Source organism: Prolixibacter sp. DSM 2831 (assembly GCF_056493735.1).
In genome coordinates, this window is sequence record NZ_CM151379.1 from 3692713 (window position 1) to 3711603 (window position 18891).

Consider the following 18891-nt stretch of genomic DNA (forward strand, 5'->3'; position numbering starts at 1 on the left):
TTATTGTGTGATACTTGCGTTCCCTGTATCAGTTTGGCTAAATCCCTCATTCACAGGTTTAACTTTTTCCTGAATTTTTTGGAAGATTACAAACAAAGCAGGTGTGATAAATATTTGACAGATCATACCAATAAGCATTCCCCCAATAACACCTGTACCTAAAGAGCTATTTCCGTTGGCACCAACTCCACTTGCAAACATCATGGGTAATAATCCAACGATCAGCGTAAGCGAAGTCATCATAATAGGACGAAGACGAGCTGCTGCTGCTTCAATAGCGGCTTGCATAATCGATAATCCCTGTTGACGGCGTTCAATGGCATATTCCACAATTAAGATGGAGTTTTTAGCAATTAATCCAATCAACATGATAAGCGCTACTTGCAGATAAATGTTATTATCGACTCCCATTATATTGGCAAACAATAAACTTCCTGCTAATCCCATAGGAACGGAAAGTATGATAATGATGGGGAGTATGTAACTTTCGTATTGCATACTCAACAAAAGGTAGATAAACAGAAATACCAGACCCAAAACGTAGGCAGTAGAATTTGCACCGGTACTACTTTCTTCACGTGTCATTCCTGAAAATTCATAGCTGTAACCAGTGGGTAGCTCTTTTGCCAGTTCTTTGATAGCACTAATGGCTTCTCCAGAGCTGTAGTCACCGTCAGGCGAACCTGTTATACCAATTGAGGTGTACATATTAAAGCGGTTAATGTTATCAGGGCCATACGCTTTTCGAAGCGTTACAAATTGTGATATGGGCGCCATTTCCGTTCCGTTACGCACCATAATGTTATTCAAACTTTCGGTATTGGTACGATAATCCGGACTTGCCTGTATCATCACACGGTATAGTTTACCAAATCGGTTGAAATTAGAAGCATAAATACCACCATAATAACCTTCCAATGTAGATAAAATGACATCCGGACTGATTCCGGCGATTTTACATTTTTCCACATCCACATCGACCATATACTGCGGTGTCGATGCACTAAAAGAAGTACGTGCACTCTCTATTTCAGGACGTTCATTCAATTGTTGTATAAAATCCTTAGCGACCGTTTCAAAATCGGTTAAATCACCACCTGTTTTATCCTGTAACTTCAATTCAAAGCCATTGGTTACGCTATATCCTGCTACCATAGGAGGTGCTAAATACATCATGTTCCCATTTTTAACCACTTTGGCTGTTTCTCTGTATAGCTGGGCAATAATCTCATCTACACTTTCTCCATCGCCTCGTAAGTCCCAGTCTTTAAGTTTACACATTAAATTTCCATAGGTATTGCCGGAACCATCAAGAAGGCTATAACCATTACTTATGGAATACGATTCGATGGCAGGAATACCTTGTACTATCTCCGATATCTTTGCCATTTCTTTTGTAGTCTCTTCCAATGACGTTCCAACAGGCATTGCAAGAGCACCAAAAATAGTTCCCTGATCTTCGTTGGGAATTAAGCCGGTTGGAGTGGTCCGCAATAAAATCACAAAAGCAATAATTACGATGCCAACAAGCGATCCACTCATCAGTTTGTGAGCGGTAAAGAAGCCTACTCCTTTTTTATATTTATTCGTTAAACGTCTAAAGTTATCGTTAAAAGCGGTGTGAAAGCGTTGTGCAAAAGAAGTCTTCTTTTCGCCATCTTTACTCGTAGGTTTTAGCAATAGGGCACACAACGCAGGACTTAAGGTTAGTGCATTTATCCCCGAAATACCAATAGCAAAAGCCATGGTTAATCCCATCTGTTTAAAGAAAATACCTGTTGTTCCGCCCGTAAAGCTAACAGGGATAAAAATAGCCATCATCACTAAAGTGGATGTAACAACAGCACCGGATATCTCGCCCATTGCATCAATAGAAGCCTGACGCGCCGAGGTGTAGCCGGCATCTATTTTCGCCTGAACCGCTTCCACCACAATAATGGCATCATCGACCACCGTACCAATGGCAAGTACCATGGCACATAAGGTAAGCAAGTTAATACTAAAGCCGAATACCCACATCAGGAAAAACGAACCCACTAAGGCAACCGGAATGGCAATGGTAGGAATAAGTGTGGAACGGGTATTTTGCAGGAAGACATACGTGACCAGGATAACCAATAGAAAAGCTTCGAGCAGTGTTTTTACCACTTCCCAAATCGAAGCGTATAAAAAGTCGTTGGTATTCAACATGATAGCCGATTTTACACCATCGGGGAAATCTGCTTCTGCCTCTTTTAAGAAACTTGCAATACTATTGTTAATATCCATCGCATTGGAACCCGATGTTTGGAAAACCATACCAGTGACACCAGGATGTCCGTTTATATTGGACGTAACACTACTTGATAAACGTCCCAATTCTATGTTGGCAACATCTTTTAGATGAAGTACCTCCCCATCTTTGGTAGCCGAAATAACAATGTTTTCGAAATCTTCTTCACTTTGCAAACGACCTTTATACTTTAACACATACTGGAATGTTTGATTGCCTTGTTCGCCTAATTGTCCGGGAGCTGCTTCAATGTTTTGCTCGTCGAGTGCTGCTGTTATGTCGCTGGGCATAAGGTGATATTGTGCCATTACATCGGGCTTCAACCAGATACGCATGGAGTAGTTTGATCCTGTAATGAAAACATCACTAACGCCACTAATCCGTTTGATTTGTGGAATTAAATTGATATCGGCATAGTTCTCTAAAAACGAATAATCATATTGATCATTTTCGCTATAAAGACCAAAACCCATCAACATACTCGATTGACGTTTGCTGGTAGTTACCCCAATTTTGGTGACTTCAGAAGGTAATGATCCTTCAGCCTGGCTTACCTTATTTTGCACATTTATAGCGGCCATATCAGGATCGGTGCCCAGCTCAAAATAGACCAATATTGAGGCAGTTCCGGTATTGGTTGCCGTAGAGGTCATATAGGACATATTCTCTACACCATTGATTTCCTCCTCTAAAGGCGCAACCACGCTATTGAGCACGGTTTGCGCATTGGCTCCTGTATAAGTGGCCGATACCTGTATAGTTGGTGGTGCAATACTGGGATATTGGGTAATAGGTAGGGAAAATAAACCCAGCACCCCTAAAATGACAATGAAAACAGATATTGCTGAAGATAAAACAGGCCGAGTTATAAATTTATCAAATTTCATGATTTATAATGTATCAGATTTTATTTGAATAGTTGAACCACTGCTTAAGGAATTGATACCTTCAATTACGATTTTATCTCCTGCCGATAATCCTTTTGTTACAGCATACTGACTACCGTTGTTAAGTGGATAGATTTCAATTTCGATACTTGATACTTTCGAATTCTCATCTACGGTGTACACGAATATTTTGTCCTGAATCTCATAAGTGGCATTTTGTGGAATTAACAAGCAGCTATCGAGAGCATAAGGCAGAATAATAGAAGCTGTACCACCGCTACGTAAAATTCCATCTTCGTTGGGAAAGGCTGCCCGAATACTGGCAGCACCTGTCGTCTCATCAATGGTTCCGCTAATGGTTTCAATCGTTCCTAAATATCTGTAAATAACTCCATCGCTCATCTTCAATTGTACCTTAGGAAGACTTTTGATGATATTTACAGTTAAGTTATTCTCTTTAGCCAGAGTAAGAAGTTTTTTCTCTGTAAGAGAAAAGTTGGCATACATGGTCGTGAATTCCGAAACTGTTGTCATAGCATCAGACATTGTTGGGCTTACCAGGGCTCCAACACGATATGATATCTTCCCAATAACACCATCCGTAGGACTCGTTATGCGTGTGTAGGACAGATCTTTTTGAGCACTCACTAGTTCCGCCTTTGCTAAAGCGAGTTGAGCATTACAACTACCCAATTCGTTTTGTGCAAGCTCAAGTTCATAAGCGCTTATAATATTTCGTTCTGCTAAGGCTTTTTTATTTGCAGCTGTTAGCTTAGCTGTTGCTACATCAGCTTCTGCAACGGCAACATTGGCTTTCGCTACGTTTACAGCCTCTTCATATTGCACTTGATCGATCTGAAACAAAACCTGACCTTTCTTTACAACTGATCCTTCATCCACATTTACTTTAGTGATGAAACCCGTTATTTGCGGCCGAATATCAATGTCTTGCTTACCTTCAAGGGTCGCCGAAAAAGATTCGTAGAACTCCTGAGTACTTGCCTTAACTTCCATTACCGATAGTTCCGGAGTCTGCATCGCTCCATTATCTTGCTTTTGATTGCACGAAGCGAGTACAATTATGCCTAAACACAGTAAAATGATACCTCTTAATTTTCTCATTGGTGAATTCATATTTTTTGTTTTACCATTCTTATAACCAGGCTTGAATGAGCATGGGTACTTTTCTTATGGGACAAAATTAGCTCATAGAAATGGTAAATTATGAATTGTAAATTGGGTAAAAAAGATTACTATTTAGGTTTTTGCATTATATTTGAAAAAAGTTGGAGAGAAAATGAAGATATACGACAACATAAAGGGCTACTTTTTAAATATGGACAATGGATGTAACGATTATTCGAATCGCTTTTATATCCGCTCACTAAAAGAGGACAGCAGTAAAGGCCTGGAGCCTGATGAAATCTATTTTGAACCTCATAAAAGAGATTTTTTTGAAATAGGCGTTTTACTTCATAATACTGTGGAGATAAAAATTGGGGAACAAACCTTGCAAAAAATGAACAATAGTTTGGCTATTGTTTCACCTTATCAGACCATTAATTACGGAAAGAAACCACAAAAAGATGATGACGAAGGGTATATCATCCATTTTAAAGCTTCGTTATTTGAAACATTAAATAATTCGTACGATGTGCAAAATGAATACCCTTTTTTCAAGATTCACACACTGCCTTTATACCAATTGACAGATGATGATTTTGCCGAAATTTTAAGCATAACTAAAGAGATCTATCACGAGTCAAGAGCTGATAAAATGCATGATCTCGAAATAGTTCGATCTCTACTACTGATTCTATTGTATAAAATAAAACGAATCACCCGGAATAATGAAGGCATCATCAGTATGAACCGCTACGATGCGATTATGGCTAAATTCGAACAAGTTATTCATGCTAATAACTATACCTTCCTTGCAGTAAATGAATATGCGTCACGAATGAATATTAGCCCTATCTATTTGAGCGAATGTGTGAAAAAAGCGACAGGCAAGAGTGCGCAAAAAGTAATTATTGATTATAAAATTTTGTCAGCCAAAGCATTGCTTCACCAGAAAAATAGCTCGATAGCTGAAGTAGCTGATATTTTAGGTTTTAATGAAGTACCTAATTTCAATCAATTTTTTAAACGCAATACAGGAATCACTGCTACACAATTTCGTAAGAAACAAAAAATTGAATTGTAATGGTTTGTCTTTTTGCTATTGAAAAGCACGAACAAAATATTTTATAGAATAGATGAGTGAAAAAACAATCATTGCGAACGATTCATAAAAACTAAAAGCTTAAGCTTTTGAGAGAAGAATAGCTGGCCACGAACGCTCAAGGACTGGGCAAGCTTTTTACCGCCCATACCACCCTTGTTACAACTACGTTATCGAGCTCATAACTTGGTTCGACAAGATCAACCAACAGCGCCACATCCGGCTTTACTTTCAGCTAATATTACAAAATATGCTGTAAATACGATGAACAAGGAGTTTCAAAGAACATTAATTATAAATTAGTGCCCACTATTTGGTATAATCATCACTATCCTTTATAAAGTCATTTACCTGCTCCACCGTATAAAATGTTTTGCCACCAATTCTCAAATATTTCAAAATGCCTTTTGAGCGGTAGCGCTGAAGTGTGCGTTTATTGATATTCAGCAACTGACATAGGTCCTGGTTATCCATTAGTTTTAATTCTTTGCCCTTTGGGTCGGTCATAAACTTGTCCGTCTTTTGATGGAGCAATTCTATTTGCTCCAATATACGTTCCATGTAACTTTCAAAATTGTCCCTGTCAATATTCATGATTTGCGAGTTTTTGATTTTTCATTTCTCAAATTTGAATACTGTTGAAAAAACTAATGGGATACTTGCCGGCAAGTACCCCATTAATTTTCATCCAGAAGTTCCAGTTTATGATTAAATTCTGTCACCAGTTCATTCAGGAAAAAGGAGCGGGATTCCAAATGAATTACATTCGCCGACCTGGCAGTCAGCTTTTTAATTGTAGAATGGTAACCCGGAAGGGGGATGTTAAATGTATGGCTGAAAAAACCAACCAATTCTTTTATGGAAATCCTTCCATGGTTGATACTCATAGTAAGGTACAAGGCGTATATTAGCTCAAGAAGTGCCCGTTTGCTGGCAGTCCAGGTAAGAGGTACACCTTTGTAAATATTCAGGTTGTTGGTATTTATTCTATCCCCTTTCCTTAATTTTGTACATTCAATTTCCACTTCTACATAGTGTATAAGGTGGTCCAAGAACATTAATAGATCAGGAGCGGGCTTTTTTTTTCAACAATCACAGTTTCCTTAATCCATTCAACCGATAATTTAAGACGGCACCACTCCCGGTATTCTTCTGTCTGACTTCTGCCTGGTTGGCGAAAACATTCTATTAATCCTTCCCATTTGTCAATTAATTTTTCCATTTTCTGTGGCCGTACATCTTCTTTCTGAACAATTAAATCTACAACTTCATTTAAAAATAATTTTAGGGATTTGGTTTTCATGGTTTTGTATTTATAGGTTTTCATTAAGTTCACGGGGTATAAACTTTGCAGAATCATCAATGTTGTAGTTTTTTTAGTTAAATACAAAAAGCGTGCTAAACTTCTAATCCATGAAGTTTAATAAAAGGAGGTAGCTTTTAACATTATTGAAAGGTCATGTTAAATACTGTGGTATTGTATCTTTTGCACCTGCCATTGCCTGCGACAGCTTCACTCGGGTCTGTTCAATTAAGTGTGTCACTCCATAATTTTTCTTTTTCAAGGCCCTCCCAAAATCATAAGGGTTTTGGAAAAGAAAAATTTTATCTGGTGAATCGTTCATTAAAAATAATCGAAAATTGTGACTGAATGGGTCTCCATGCGAATATTGGTTTCTGCCAGTTGTCTTCCACGAACCGTTTTTGAATCAGGTACAATAACTTCATTAATGCCATGTCACTACTGAATACCCGCTTTGACTTTGTTACTTTTCTTAATCGTCCATGGAAGTTTTCAATGATATTCGTTGTATAAATAAGCGTTCTTATTTCAGGAGGATAGTGATAGAAATTGGATAATCGTTCCCAATTGACACGCCAGCTTTTGGTGCTGTAGGGATATTTATTTTCCCAACGTGCACAAAACTCTTCCAGGGCCTGTTGCGAAGCCTCTTTGCTGGGAGCTTTGTAAATCTTTTTCATATCACTGACTACTGCTCTGCTTTCCTTGTAAGGCACAAATCGCATGGTGTTTCGTACCTGGTGGATGACACAAAGCTGGACATCGGTCTGGGGAAAACTGGCTTCAATGGCTTCAGCAAATCCCTTTAAGTTGTCAATACAGGAAATAAAAATATCCTCAATGCCACGTGCCCGTAAATCAGATAATACGCCCAACCAGAAAGCTGAACCTTCACTCTGCCCCAAATACATGCCCAGAATGTCCTTAAATCCATCTCGGTTGGCACCAATGACACAATAGACTGCCTTGTTCTGAATGCGACCTTCATCCTTTGCTTTGAAATGAATGGCGTCAAGCCATACAATCGGATAAACCGGTTCCAGTGGTCTTTGCTGCCATTGATTGACATCCTCAATCACACGGTCTGTCACTGAGGTTATGGTCGCTTCCGAGGTCTCCAGTCCGTAGATCTCCTGGATGTGTTTACGGATATCGCTATAGCTTAGCCCTAACCCGTACATCGAGATAATTTTACGGTCCAACTCTTCATTTAAAACACGCTGCCGTTTTCTGACGATTTGAGGTGTGAAACTCCCGTTCCGATCTCGAGGAGTATGAATATCAACATTGCCCAGGCTCGTCTTTAACCGTTTTCCTATCTTGCCATTACGACGGTTCGCTTCCACTTCCTGTTCCAGGTGATGGTCCAGTTCTCCTTCAAGACTCGATTCAAGAATCCGCCTGATCAGTGGAGTAAATATGCCGCCTTCTCCAGAAAGAGGAGCGCCTGCCCGTAACCTTTCTACAGCATCTTTCTCGAACTCTTCAAAATTGAATGAATCATTTTCTTTCATGTTGTCAAATTATAATTTAATTCTAATCTGACACACTTAAATAAACAGTCTCCTTCACTCCGGTCTTTCGTCCCTCTTTCCCTTCATTCAACAGTTTCGGCATCCCGCGCAAGAGGGGCTCAGGTAATCGCCCCACTTGCTTTTTTCCTTCGCTTTATAATGTTTGATAAGGGCCAACCTGTGCCTTCGATAGCTTTATTTCAGGTATCTCTCCGATAATCATCGGAGTATTCCTTGCATTCAGCACTCTCCGGCACCCCACACAAGAGTAGCGGCTTCACTTCACTTTGGTCACCCCGCATCCTGACGGACTTCTCTTCGTTATGTTCTGCCACTACACTTGTTTTTACCGTCCCGCGCGAAGTAATTTTTCGGTAATGTTTCCTGGAATTTGCCAGGTGAATGTTTTATTCCATTCATTTTTTTAATTCTTTTTCCGACAGTAAAATTTAAACTTCCGCCTTTCCGTCGGTCATTGTCATTCCGGTGGCAAAGGTAACCCGTGTGCAGGGGCATACAAGTTCTGGCCTCCGGTTTTGCAAAAAATCTCCACCCGCCAACTGGCGGGTAGTATTTCCCGCAAAAAACTTGCATGCCCCCACACACTTACCTTTTTACGCCACCAAAACAACAACGACCGACACGATGGAAAGACGCATAACTTTAAATAACAGTACTATGAAAAAGAAAAATGGAAATAATTGTTTTGAAAATCCAACTAATGAAAAACAAAACTCCCTCTCCTCCAAAATCCGCATAGGTTTGGGTGGAGGTTCTCCGACATTTAAACATCAATTTGTGAAAATTAATGAGGCTGAATATGCCACCGATTTTGAGTTTTTCATACGGAACCAGGTTCATGTGGTACACCACATGGATAGGACAACATCCATTTGCAGTTGTTTGGAAAACCGGTGTTTCAAAAAGGACAACACTTCTCCTTTAGATGATGAGACCATTATGAATAGCCTGAACCAGGTTCATAGCGACATTATTGCTCTTAAATACGGCGGTGAACTTGTTTATTAACCATTTAATCCAATTATTATGATGTTACTCAAAGATTTACCGAAAGAATTCAGGGAAAACCATATCTTCAGGTACACCTGTGGAAATGTTGAGTACCAGTGTAAAGCCACCTACCTGCCCTTTGGTTTTCGCGAGGTATCCAAATATCAAGGAATGAAACTGGAAGAAATTTATACTCCCATTATACATCTTGAATGGGAAGCAAATAATACGGAGAAATCAATTTACCAGTCACATTTTATTATGGCGCATTCGGTGATTTGGTGGTTCAACAACCGGGACAGGACTGCATACGATGAAATGATAAACTATTCCGCTTTAGAGACCGGTTATCTAAACCGGGTAAAAGAGGAAAACCAGCGGCTAAACAGAGGTGTGCAGTTAAATATATTCAGTCATTGAGAAACCTTTAATCATGAAGAAGATACTTTATAACAGGATGTTGAGGATATGGGCTATAAGACTTTTCATAGTTTTTGCAGCTTCGCAGATAACAGGATTAGGGGTATGGTGTTGTTTTGCCGGGTATTTTGTTTTGATGTTTCTGTTTGAATTCTTTGTAAGGTTGGTATTTTCTTTTGCCGGACTTCTACTTATGATGATGTTATTGCTGACTTTCTTTATTGGATTACTGACACTTTAAGATATCATGTGAAGCGGGCTGTTGCCCGCTACTTTTTTCATGAGCCTGTGCGGGAAAAAAGTAGCAAAAAACCTTTGGGGAGTATCATTAAATGTAAAAAAAACAGCATCATCGTATAGACAAATGGGGACAAGGTTTGACATGTTAACACTTAATCTTCAGCGAGGTAGGATTATAAATAGGTTTGCCAGAGCTGGTATAAAAGCCGGTCTTGCAAGCCTATGCAGAAATCGGAAAACAGGAATATTGAAGAAGCAACCCAAAGGGTCAAAGAAAAGATGCCTTTGGAAAAAATCCGGCGCATAACCAAATACAGGGACTTGTCGCCTGAAGGCTATGAGCAGCTTATCAAAAATGCCGAAACCATTGCTTTGTTAATTCTCAGGACTCTCTTTTCAAAAAATAAAGAGCCGGAATAGCACAATTTTTGCTAACTTTCTTCATCCTTGATTTTATATATTCAATAATTGCCATCATGAACGATTTAAATCTGTTTAAGCAGTTTGCGCCACAAGTGCCAGATTCTTTTAAGGAAGGGAACAATGCAGTTATATATACACGGGTTTCATCGGCAGACCAGGAAGACAACACCAGCCTTGCATCTCAAAAAAAACATTGTGAGATGTATGCCAACAGGCGGGGACTGAACGTGGTGGGTTATTTTGGCGGCACTTACGAATCGGCCAAAACCGATGACCGCAAGGAGTTTAACCGGATGTTGACTTTTGTGAAACGTTCAAAAAACATAAACTATGTAATCGTTTATTCCTATGAACGTTTTTCGCGTTCAGGGATTAACGGGGCTTCGATTGCAGATGACCTGCTAAAACAATATGGTGTTATTACGTTGGCGACCACACAGGAACTTGACCCTACTACACCTTCTGGTTCATTTCAGCAAAAAATATTGTTCCTTTTTGGGCAGATGGATAATGAATTAAGACGAGACAAGGTGGTTACGGGAATGCGGGAATTGCTTATGAAAGGCTATTGGGTGTGGGCTGCTCCACGCGGTTACAATGATTTAAATAAAGGGAGGGCAACAGAGCGAAAACTTGTTGTTAATGAAGAAGGGAAAATTCTCAAAAAAGCCTTTGAATGGAAAGCTTATAATAAATTCTCTAATGTCGAAATAACAAGGCGTTTAAAAAAAATGGGGGTTGATATGTCCGAAAAGCGGTTAAATACTTTGTTTTTAAATACTTTCTATTGTGGCATTATCACCAGCAAGATGCTTCCCGGGCAGATAATTGAGGGGAAGCATGAACCGTTAATTTCAAGGGAATTGTTTCTGGCAGTTCATAATATTCGACAGGAAAACAGAAATCAGGGTTTTGTACACGATAAGGATAATGAAAACCTGCCGTTGAAAGTATTCACTAAATGCGATAGGTGCGGCAGCTATTTAACAGGTTACCTTGTGAAAAAGAAGGGGCTGTATTATTATAAATGTAATACCAAGGGATGTAAAGTCAACCGCAGTGCCAAAGCAATGCACGATATATTCGGGGCACTGTTGAAAACTTATAAAATCGGCATAGAAGAATTTGAACTCATAAAGCTTCAATTAGAGGAGCAAATGGCGGTCTTTTTTAAATCCCGGATAGAAGAAGCAAAATCGTTAAAAATCAAGTTGACAGAGACTCAAAGAAAATTGGAAGCCATTGAAGAACGTTTTGTTATTGGGGAAATTGACCGCAGCCTTTATGAAAAATTCCGTCCCAAATACGAAAAGGAATGCTTTGAGATTGAACAGGAACTTGGGAGAACAGGCGGATATAAATCGAACCTCGAAAAAGTGGTGAATTTTGCTGCGAAAGTATGTCTTAATCCATTGATAATATGGGAGAAATCAAATTTGACGGGAAAGAGGGTATTCCAGAATCTACTGTTTCCTGAAGGAATTATCTATAACCGTGAATTGGACCATTATCGAACCCCCAGGGTAAACTCATTTTTCTCCCCAATCCCACAATTGGCAAGGGGTTTGACAGTAAACAAAAAAGGGGATTTTATCAAAACTGACAAAATCCCCGCTTGGGTGAACCCGGAGGGATTCGAACCCCCAACCTCCTGATCCGTAGTCAGGTGCTCTATCCAGTTAAGCTACGGGTCCTTTTGTTTTTGAAAGCGGTGCAAATATAAAGAGTTTTCAATAAACACCGTTACTTTCGGAAGGCTTTTTTCGAAAAAAATCGCACTAATTCCGGTAGCCTTCCGAGGCTCAAAACTTTATGCACCGTCGTATTTGGCCATTTTGTCTTCTATCGTGACCGGTGTTTCGGCATTGCTTTGGATTTTCACGTACGCCAGCATATTTTCCGCACCAGCGGCATAGCAAGCCTCGTGTACTTTTTTAACGACATCCATCAATTGGTCGAAATCACCCTCCATAACCGTTTCGAACGGACAAACCCGGTATTTTACGCCCGATTCTTCAATAATTCGTATCGCTTCGTCCACCAGCGCGTAAGTATCTTTGTCCTCTGCCCGCGGCAATACCTGCAGAGCTAAGTTAATCTGCTTGTTCATTATCTTCTTCTTTAAGAATTTTATTTTCCAGAATATTCCTCAATTCATCGGCACTGAATTGCTTGACATTGGTGATAAGCATATCGGTACGGAGGAACCCGCCAATTTGATTACATTCCATGATGATATCGCGAAAGATATTTCGCAGCGGTTCCCGAATCGGAATCATCGCCGTAAGTGCAACAAATCCTGTATGAAATTCGATTGATTCGAGTTCCGAGTCATAATGATCGAGCGCGAACAGAATTTCTTTTTCGAGCAGTTCTTTCTGCCAGTCGGTAAAAGGTTGGTCTTCCAAAGCGAACAACGCTCCAAAATAACGGAACTTGTGCCCTCTTCCTCCCAAACCGGAAGAAATAAATACCGGACGTTCGCCCAGCAATGAGCTTTCGAGCCGAATGCGACTTTCCTGGAAAGCCAGTTCAGTCCAATCGGTCAAAACGTTTTTATTCTCCTCTTTAAAGCGCTCGATCAATCGCAATGCGTCAATTCGCTCGAGAGAAGCCAGCTGTACCAACAACTTCTGCTTTTGATCAACCGGTGTCGTATCAGCAAATAAATTTTCAGCCTGGTCCAATACTTCAGTCGCATCGAGTCCTTCCTTCGCTTCCCGCGATTGGCGGAAATATTCCTTCTGAAGTTCTATATCGATTTTCTTTTCCAGAATCCGGATATTATCCGGCACCTGGTGAAGCGCGTCCTGAATTTTTTCATAAAAACTCTCAAATTCCATTAGTCGACGATTCAGGTTCGGCGCGAAGTTGCAAAATATTCGCATATCCACCTCGAATATTACGGTTCTCATTCAGCTTTTTAACAAATAAGAAATATCTTTGCCATTATTTTTATTTGTACTAATTACAAAGTAACCGCGTAAAAATTAGCATCTTACATGCGTCTCTCAGAAGTCAGTGAAAACCATACTGTCGTTATTTCCAAGGTGATGGGTCACGGCGCTTTCCGCCGCAGGATAACGGAGATGGGTTTCGTGCGTGGAAAAGAGGTGAAAGTTTTAAAAAATGCTCCTCTTCGCGATCCGGTTGAATATGAGGTGATGGGATATCATGTTTCGCTTCGGCGTGAAGAAGCGCGGTTGATCGAAGTAGTGTCCCGCGAAGAAGCACTCCATTATATTGAACCGACCTATGATGGCACCATTGATTTGGAAACTCTGAAAACATCGGCTGGTGTTAAAGGAAAAGAAATAAACATTGCCTTAGCAGGAAATCCCAATTGCGGAAAAACATCGCTTTTCAACCGGGCTTCAGGAGCCAAAGAACATGTTGGGAACTATAGCGGAGTGACCATCGATGCAGCCAAAGCCAACCTGCACTGGAAAGGTTATTCACTTACCCTGATTGACCTTCCGGGAACGTACTCGCTGACTGCTTACACACCGGAAGAATTATATTCCCGTAAATACATCATCGACGAAACGCCGGACATCGTCGTTAACGTGGTGGACGCCTCCAACCTGGAGCGCAATCTCTATCTCACCACCCAGCTCATCGATATGGATATCAAAGTCGTGCTGGCATTGAACATGTACGACGAGCTGGAAGCCGGGGGCGCCAAACTGAAAATAGAAAGACTGGCCAAACTCCTCGGAATCCCCATTATTCCGACCATGGCCAACAAAGGCATCGGGATCGACAAGTTGCTCAACAAGGTGATTGACGTGTACGAAGAACGCGATCCCATTGTGCGGCATATCCATATTAATTACGGCGCTGAAATGGAGAAATCCATCAAAGCGTTGCAGAAGATCATTCGTGAAGGGAAGCCAGCACCGGCCCGGGCATCATCACGTTATTTGTCGTTGCGGCTTCTCGACAAAGATCCGGAAACCGCCAAAATCATCGACGATTTTCCGAATGCTGAACAAATAAATGCTACCGCGAAGAAAGAAATCGAGCGACTGGAAGAACGCATGGACGATGACAGTTCGCACCTGATTACCGATGCCAAATACGGTTTCATAGCCGGGGCATTAAAGGAAAGTTACAGTGAAGGGGTCCGAAGGCGCCATGCCATTACGGAACAGATAGACAAACTGGTTACACACAAATTCTACGGCTTTCCACTTTTCATGCTGTTCATGCTCGCCACTTTTACAGCTACCTTTACCCTGGGAGCTTACCCCATGGACTGGATTGACGCCGGTGTTTCGTGGCTTGGCGACCTGATTAGAAACGGGATGGCCAATGGAATGCTGAAAGATTTGCTCATCAACGGAATTATCAATGGTGTGGGCAGCGTGGTTGTCTTTCTGCCGAACATCCTTATTCTGTTCTTTTTTCTTTCCTTCATGGAAGACACGGGCTACATGGCCCGGGCAGCTTTCATCATGGACAAGCTGATGCACAAAATAGGCCTGCACGGACGTTCCTTCATTCCCATGGTCATGGGATTCGGCTGCAATGTCCCGGCCATCATGGCTACCCGAACACTTCGTAACCGGAATGACCGTTTGCTCACGATGCTGATCATTCCCTTCATGTCATGCTCAGCCCGGCTACCGGTATATATTGTACTCATCTCTGCCTTCTTTGGAAAATATCCGGGACTGGTCCTGATGGGACTTTATTTCCTGGGAATTCTGTTGGCGGTCGGAACAGCGAAACTTTTCAACCGGACCATTTTCAAACGAAAGGAGACACCTTTTGTCATGGAACTTCCTCCCTACCGGATGCCCACGCTAAAAAATACGTTGTTGCACATGTGGGAAAAGGGAAGTCAGTACCTGCGAAAAATCGGAGGCACCATTCTGGTCGCCGTGATTGCTATCTGGGCGCTGGAATATTTTCCCCGAACGAGTCCACAGGCGGAACACTTTGTCCAGCAAAAACAAGAGGCAACTCAGCTATACCAATCAAGGGTTGAAGCTAATCCCGAACAGAAAGATTTCCTGCTCAGTGAGCGAGACTCTGTTTTGCATCACCTGACTTTGGCCGAAGAATCATCGCGCATCGAGAATTCTTATATCGGCAGAATGGGGAAAGCCATCGAGCCGGCTATCCGACCACTGGGGTTTGACTGGCGAATGGGTGTGAGCTTGCTGGCCGGACTTCCTGCTAAAGAAATTGTCGTGAGTACCATGGCCATTCTGTTCCAGGTGAACGATGATCCGGAAAACACACATCTTTTGCAGGAAAAGTTGCAAACGGAAAGGTATACCTCTGGCCCAAAAACTGGAAAACCACTTTTTACTCCTCTTGTGGCCCTTTCGTTCCTGGTTTTTGTGCTGATTTATTTTCCGTGCATCGCTGTTATTGCAACGATCCGGAGAGAATCGGGAAGCTGGAAGTGGGCTATTCTTACCGTTGTCTACACAACAGGTGTGGCATGGTTTATGGCATTTATCGTGTATCAGTTGGGAACATTAATCACAGGATAAACAACACGTATGGCTCAAACACTGATAACCATCGTCATTATTGCAATTGCTGCTTATTTCATCATTAAAAAAGCAATTGAAACCATCCGCTATTTCCGAAAACCGGCACCCTGCCGGGGATGTGGAGGTTCCTGTAACACCTGTCCCATTACCGAATTTCCACATTCAGGCCACAATAAAAAGTCGTCATCAAAAAACCCGAAGAAAAAATAGAGCCGGAAACACAACTGCTCCCGGCCATAAATATTTTGAAGAAATAATCGTCTTTTTATAACTGGTGTTCCAGAATCTCAGCAACCTGGTCAGGTGAAATATCACCATGCTCACCGATTCCCATCATCCCACGATGTAAAAAGCGAGTTTTCACTTTCGTGATGAAATTGGCGTCAATATCGTAATCGCTCAAGCGAGTTTTGATACCTACCGATTCGAAGAACTTAACCGTCGCAGCTATGATTTGGTCGATTCGTTCGTCTTCGGTTCCTTCTGTAATGTTCCATACGCGGGCACCATACTGAAGAATTTTATCCTTCTTGTTACTTCGCTTGATGTGCATCAATCCCGGTAGGACAACCGCCAGGGTGCGGGCATGATCGACTCCGTGGAAAGCGGTAATTTCATGTCCGATGGCATGTGTCGCCCAATCCTGGGGAACGCCAACGCCAATCAGTCCGTTCAGCGCCATGGTTGCCGCCCACATGAAATTGGCTGCTGCGTTATAGTCGTTACGGTTCGCCAACACTTTCGGACCTTCTTCAATCAATGTCGTCAGAATAGATTCAGCAAAACGATCCTGAATCGGAGCATCGACCGGATAAGTCAGATACTGCTCCATCACATGCACAAACGCATCGACAACGCCATTTGCCACCTGTCGGTCGGGCAATGAGAAAACAACAGTCGGATCGAGGATGGAAAATTGCGGCATCACCAACGGCGAACCAAATGCCAGTTTTTCCTGTGTCTCAACTCTTGTCACAACCGAGTTTCCGTTCATTTCGGAACCGGTTGCCGGAAGCGTTAGAACAGAACCTAACGGTAGAGCTTTTAACAGAGGGAAGTCAGTTTTTCCTGTTAAGATTTCCCATGGATCTTCTCCCGGCCAAAGTGCACCGGCAGCAATAAATTTGGTTCCATCAAGAACAGAGCCACCGCCAACAGCCAACAGAAAATCAACTTTCTCCTTCTGCACAATTTCGATGGCTTTCATCAGGGTCTCGTAGTGTGGATTGGGCTCAATTCCACCAAATTCAATCACGTCCACTCCCTGAAGAGCTTCCTTCACCTGATCGTATACGCCATTCTTTTTAATGCTGCCTCCGCCGTATGTGAGCATCACCTTTTTGTCTTTGGGAACCAGTCCTTTGAGAGCACTTATCTCACCTTTACCAAAGACAATCCTCACCGGATTATAGAATTCAAAATTGTTCATAGTAATTTATTTAGTATTCGATATACTTATACATTGATTCGCGTAAGCGCAACAAAATTAATAATTGTGGGAAATCCATTTAAGTAATTATTACTTTCCCGCAGAAGTTTGATAGAAGAAGAACGAAGCTTTCTTTATCATTGCACTGTTTTTGATGTAAATTGCATAACAGAATGCTAGTCCAACAGTAACAAAAAACATTACATCATAAGGAAAGTTTATGCTGAAAACTGATAAAGTATTTGATCCCGAAAAAGTTGATTTCACCGAAAAAATGGCTGGTTTGTCCGACCATGAACTGATAATTGCTTTGCGTAAAAGGAATGACTATCACCCAAAAGCTGCAAAAGCGGCCATCACTGAGGCCATGCAACGCGGGATTATAAAAAGCGAAGATGATTTGGAAAGCGAAGAGTTCAAACCGATTCCCTTTAAGCGTTTTGGATTATTTGTGCGTGCAGAAAGTCAGAAGCAGGCAAGAGGAATTCTTTCGAGCCTGATTTTAATTTTATACGTTTTCTCACTGATTCCCTTCTTGTACGGCGGAATCGATATTGCTTCGGGCGACTACCTAATGGCTGCCAAGAGTGCCATTCTAGGAGCCTTTACTTTGTATTTCGCATACCGGACCTCGAAGACGGAGCAACCGGCCGATGCCGTGAAGTTGATCATTGCGTCAACACTAACCGCACTTTTCAGCATTTACCACTTCTGGTCGCAGCTGAGTGCGTTTGGCTACATGGAGATACTGGTCATTGTCGTGATTCTCGGACTCGTGCTATTTACCTCCATCAATGTCTGGCAGCTAACCAAACGACTTCGTTCGATGTAAATGCAAATTTATTTTTCGGTTACCCGGAAAACTTTATTTGACAGACTAAATATGAAACCATTAAAACCCAGACCAATGAAAAAAGAACTATTGTTTTTTCTCTTCCTGATCTTTTCACTCGCGTTTACCACCTCATGCAGCGCAGGTAAGCATGATAAAAACCCGGAGGACGGGAAAACACTCAACGTACAGGAGTTCAACTCCATTTCACTTAGAGGAGGTTTTACCGTAAGCCTTTCTCAGGGTGATAAGTCTGGCATTTCAGTTGAAGCACCCAACGCCTTGATGAACGAATTAAGAGTGACAGTCGATGATGGAGAACTGAAAATTGTCGACACCCGTTTTGAGCGCGGTGAGCACCACGACGACTGGGAAAACATGGCCAGAAGGATTCACCTCAACATCACCATAAAAAGTCTGGAGAATTTGAGAATCAGCGGCTACGTCAGTCTCAAGACAAAAGAGCCCTTGATGACAGACAATCTGAACATTGATATTGAAGGCGGTGGCCGGTTAAAGATGGATTTGGTAACCGAGAAACTGGGAATTGATATTGAAGGTGGCGTAAGTATGGAACTGGGAGGACAGGCGCGCTACCTGACAAGTCACATTGAAGGCGCCGGCAAGATTTCGGCCTATGATATGAAAGTGAACCGGGCAGACATTTCGATTAACGGAGCCGGTTATGCTTCGGTGAATGTAAGTGACCACTTGAAAGTAGACATGGATGGCGTTGGATGGGTTCGGTACAAAGGAGACCCAATGGTCGAAAAAAATGTAGATGGTGTAGGATTTGTCTCTAAAGAATAAAAAAAGCCGGGATATC

Annotated in this window: 18 protein-coding genes and 1 tRNA gene; 8 read left to right on the top strand and 11 right to left on the bottom strand. The window is 41.7% G+C overall.

Features of this window, described 5'->3' with window-relative positions:
* Both AC060N_RS15080 and AC060N_RS15085 read right to left on the bottom strand, forming a co-directional pair.
* Entirely contained in the window at window positions 1-3159 is a 3159-nt protein-coding gene (locus tag AC060N_RS15080) for an efflux RND transporter permease subunit (RefSeq protein ID WP_479524552.1), read from the bottom strand.
* A 3-nt stretch (window positions 3160-3162) separates the two neighbouring features.
* The gene (locus AC060N_RS15085; protein ID WP_479524553.1) at window positions 3163-4281 is read right to left on the bottom strand and encodes an efflux RND transporter periplasmic adaptor subunit; all 1119 of its coding nucleotides are present in this window, start codon (window positions 4279-4281) and stop codon (window positions 3163-3165) included.
* A 175-nt stretch (window positions 4282-4456) separates the two neighbouring features.
* Between AC060N_RS15085 and AC060N_RS15090 the strand changes: the two genes are divergently transcribed.
* Window positions 4457-5365 carry a helix-turn-helix domain-containing protein gene (locus AC060N_RS15090; protein ID WP_479524554.1) on the top strand — a complete coding sequence of 303 codons (909 nt, stop codon included), beginning with the start codon at window positions 4457-4459 and terminating at the stop codon, window positions 5363-5365.
* 327 nt (window positions 5366-5692) lie between these two features.
* On the opposite strand, the gene AC060N_RS15095 is transcribed toward AC060N_RS15090, so the two are convergent.
* From AC060N_RS15095 to AC060N_RS15115, 5 genes are all read right to left on the bottom strand, one after another.
* Window positions 5693-5977 carry a helix-turn-helix domain-containing protein gene (locus AC060N_RS15095; protein ID WP_479524555.1) on the bottom strand — a complete coding sequence of 95 codons (285 nt, stop codon included), beginning with the start codon at window positions 5975-5977 and terminating at the stop codon, window positions 5693-5695.
* A gap of 83 nt (window positions 5978-6060) precedes the next feature.
* Window positions 6061-6441: an RteC domain-containing protein gene (locus tag AC060N_RS15100; protein WP_479524556.1), complete on the bottom strand. Its 381-nt coding sequence runs from the start codon at window positions 6439-6441 to the stop codon at window positions 6061-6063.
* Entirely contained in the window at window positions 6441-6686 is a 246-nt protein-coding gene (locus tag AC060N_RS15105; protein ID WP_479524557.1) for a hypothetical protein, read from the bottom strand. Before AC060N_RS15105 ends, AC060N_RS15100 begins: the two co-directional genes overlap by 1 nt.
* A 302-nt stretch (window positions 6687-6988) precedes the next feature.
* Entirely contained in the window at window positions 6989-8200 is a 1212-nt protein-coding gene (locus tag AC060N_RS15110) for an IS256 family transposase (protein WP_479524558.1), read from the bottom strand.
* Window positions 8201-8400: 200 nt separating this feature from the next.
* On the bottom strand, window positions 8401-8535 hold the full coding sequence (locus AC060N_RS15115; protein WP_479524559.1) for a hypothetical protein: 135 nt from the start codon (window positions 8533-8535) through the stop codon (window positions 8401-8403).
* A 343-nt stretch (window positions 8536-8878) separates the two neighbouring features.
* Here AC060N_RS15115 and AC060N_RS15120 point away from each other — a divergent pair, with 343 nt between their 5' ends.
* From AC060N_RS15120 to AC060N_RS15130, 3 genes are all read left to right on the top strand, one after another.
* The gene (locus AC060N_RS15120; RefSeq protein WP_479524560.1) at window positions 8879-9229 is read left to right on the top strand and encodes a hypothetical protein; all 351 of its coding nucleotides are present in this window, start codon (window positions 8879-8881) and stop codon (window positions 9227-9229) included.
* Between the two features lie 18 nt (window positions 9230-9247).
* Complete coding sequence (locus AC060N_RS15125) at window positions 9248-9631, top strand: hypothetical protein (RefSeq protein ID WP_479524561.1); 384 nt, start codon at window positions 9248-9250, stop codon at window positions 9629-9631.
* 716 nt (window positions 9632-10347) lie between these two features.
* Window positions 10348-11949 (top strand): recombinase family protein, encoded by a 1602-nt coding sequence (locus tag AC060N_RS15130; RefSeq protein ID WP_479524562.1) that lies wholly within the window; start codon window positions 10348-10350, stop codon window positions 11947-11949.
* On the opposite strand, the gene AC060N_RS15135 is transcribed toward AC060N_RS15130, so the two are convergent.
* The 3 genes from AC060N_RS15135 to AC060N_RS15145 all read right to left on the bottom strand — a co-directional run bounded on the left by AC060N_RS15135 (window position 11915) and on the right by AC060N_RS15145 (window position 13209).
* Window positions 11915-11988: transfer RNA gene (locus AC060N_RS15135), tRNA-Arg, on the bottom strand. The genes AC060N_RS15130 and AC060N_RS15135 overlap by 35 nt on opposite strands.
* Before the next feature lie 116 nt (window positions 11989-12104).
* The gene (locus AC060N_RS15140) at window positions 12105-12404 is read right to left on the bottom strand and encodes an MTH1187 family thiamine-binding protein (RefSeq protein ID WP_479524563.1); all 300 of its coding nucleotides are present in this window, start codon (window positions 12402-12404) and stop codon (window positions 12105-12107) included.
* A complete protein-coding gene (locus AC060N_RS15145) occupies window positions 12388-13209 on the bottom strand; it encodes a hypothetical protein (protein WP_479524564.1) in 822 nt (273 codons plus the stop codon). Before AC060N_RS15145 ends, AC060N_RS15140 begins: the two co-directional genes overlap by 17 nt.
* 87 nt (window positions 13210-13296) lie before the next feature.
* Between AC060N_RS15145 and feoB the strand changes: the two genes are divergently transcribed.
* On the top strand, window positions 13297-15801 hold the full coding sequence (feoB, locus tag AC060N_RS15150) for a ferrous iron transport protein B (protein ID WP_479524565.1): 2505 nt from the start codon (window positions 13297-13299) through the stop codon (window positions 15799-15801).
* 9 nt (window positions 15802-15810) lie between these two features.
* A complete protein-coding gene (locus AC060N_RS15155; RefSeq protein WP_479524566.1) occupies window positions 15811-16014 on the top strand; it encodes a hypothetical protein in 204 nt (67 codons plus the stop codon).
* A 55-nt stretch (window positions 16015-16069) separates the two neighbouring features.
* Here AC060N_RS15155 and AC060N_RS15160 read toward each other — a convergent pair whose 3' ends face one another.
* Window positions 16070-17233 (bottom strand): iron-containing alcohol dehydrogenase, encoded by a 1164-nt coding sequence (locus AC060N_RS15160; protein ID WP_479524567.1) that lies wholly within the window; start codon window positions 17231-17233, stop codon window positions 16070-16072.
* Between the two features lie 220 nt (window positions 17234-17453).
* On the opposite strand from AC060N_RS15160, the gene AC060N_RS15165 reads away from it, so the two are divergent.
* Window positions 17454-18065 carry a hypothetical protein gene (locus AC060N_RS15165; RefSeq protein WP_479524568.1) on the top strand — a complete coding sequence of 204 codons (612 nt, stop codon included), beginning with the start codon at window positions 17454-17456 and terminating at the stop codon, window positions 18063-18065.
* 75 nt (window positions 18066-18140) lie between these two features.
* Window positions 18141-18875, top strand: coding sequence for a head GIN domain-containing protein (locus AC060N_RS15170; protein WP_479524569.1), 735 nt, complete (start codon window positions 18141-18143; stop codon window positions 18873-18875).
* The last annotated feature ends 16 nt before the right edge of the window (window positions 18876-18891 follow it).